The following is a 1,685-nucleotide window of genomic DNA, read 5'->3' as shown; positions in this document are numbered from 1 at the left end:
ATAATATCCAATCATTTTTTTTTATGTTTTAAATTTCAAATTAAAGATGGCAAAAATAACGCCAATTTTTCAATCTGAATTTTTGTCAGCTAATTATTTTATTTATAATTCAAAAAAATTCTAAGCCATTTCCATGTCAAAAGCCTCAGCAATTTCTTTATAAACAATTTTTCCATTTACAATATTTAAACCTTTAGCTAACGAGGCATTCCCATCGCAGGCTTTTTTCCATCCCTCGTTTGCCAATTTAATAACGTATGGTAAAGTCACATTGGTTAATCCCATTGTTGATGTATATGGTACAGCACCAGGCATATTGGCAACACTATAATGTACAATGTCATCAATAATATACGTTGGGTCTTGATGTGTTGTTGGTTTAGTAGTTTCAAAACAACCACCCTGATCTACAGCCACATCCACCATAACGGTTCCAGGTCGCATGTCTTTTAGCATATCTCTAGTAATCAATTTTGGGGCCTTCGCTCCTTTTAAAAGCACACCCCCAATAATTAAATCAGAATCAACTATATGTTTTCTAATGTTATATTCACTCGAAAATTCACTTACCACATTATTCGGCATGGTATCACTTACATGACGTAAAGCTTTCATATTAATATCTAAAATATGCACGCTCGCACCTAATCCTGACGCCATTCTTGCTGCTTGAAGACCTACAACACCAGCGCCTAAAATCAACACTTTTGCAGGAGGCACCCCAGGAATTCCACCTAATAAAATACCACGTCCCATAATTGGTTTTTCAAGATATTTAGCACCTTGTTGAACAGACATTCTACCAGCAACTTCAGACATTGGAATTAACAACGGAAGTGATCCATCAGCATCTTCAACCGTTTCATAAGCAATACAAATAGAGTTGCTCTCAATCATTGCGTGGGTTAACACTTCGCTCGATGCAAAATGAAAATATGTAAACACAATCTGATCGGACTTAATTAACTTGTATTCTGGCTCAATCGGTTCTTTAACCTTTACAATCATATCTGCAATGGCATAAACTTCCTCGATAGTATCAAGAATTTTTGCACCAGCACCAGTATAGTCTTCATCTAAAAAACCACTATTAAATCCAGCATTTTTTTGAACGTAAACTGTATGATTTCTTTTAGTAAGCTCAAAAACACCAGACGGTGTCATACCTACTCTATTTTCATTATTTTTAATTTCAATAGGAACTCCAATATTCATAAATAGATGTTTTAAAGTTTAAAACTACAACAAAATTATAATAATATTTTTAAATATTATCAGCAAAATAGCATTTTTGTTAAATTATTTTCAAGTAAATTTCAGTTAATCTGCTTTTTATACAAAGCACGCCCGCTTTTTAGTGTAAATTATCTTAAAGTAAATCAATAAAAGAGAAGACACAACCGAAATACTATTAGCAAAAATCATGGACGACCTCCGTTTTAAAAACCCAATAATTTCGGTAAAATTCATGTTTATTTTTTAGATTTTAATTTGGGCGCCTGCCTGCCGGCAGGCAGGTCCACTTTTATCCCTAACGCGGGTTATTCCGTAGTATTCAGTATTCAGTCTAAAAAGTTAAATCGAACCTTTTCTTTCATTCCACCTTCTTGAATTAGCCCACTATGTTGACTATTTTTCCAGGAACCACAATCACTTTTTTAGGCGTTCTACCACATAATTGTTCT

1 protein-coding gene is annotated in these 1,685 nt (G+C 33.8%); it reads right to left on the bottom strand.

Features of this window, described 5'->3' with window-relative positions:
• Positions 1-120: 120 nt before the first annotated feature.
• Positions 121-1,215 carry an alanine dehydrogenase gene (ald, locus tag WBN21_RS07595; protein WP_424198990.1) on the bottom strand — a complete coding sequence of 365 codons (1,095 nt, stop codon included), beginning with the start codon at positions 1,213-1,215 and terminating at the stop codon, positions 121-123.
• Positions 1,216-1,685: the final 470 nt, after the last annotated feature.

The sequence above is a fragment of the Algibacter sp. genome (assembly GCF_049667265.1).
GTDB lineage: Bacteria > Bacteroidota > Bacteroidia > Flavobacteriales > Flavobacteriaceae > Algibacter_B.
The sequence above is the reverse complement of the archived record's forward strand: the minus strand, read 5'-3'. Positions and strand labels throughout refer to the sequence as shown.

Coding starts and splice junctions, on each gene's coding strand:
- ald (WP_424198990.1), bottom strand. CDS start 1,215: ATGAATATTGGAGTTCCTATTGAAATTAAAAATAATGAAAATAGAGTA.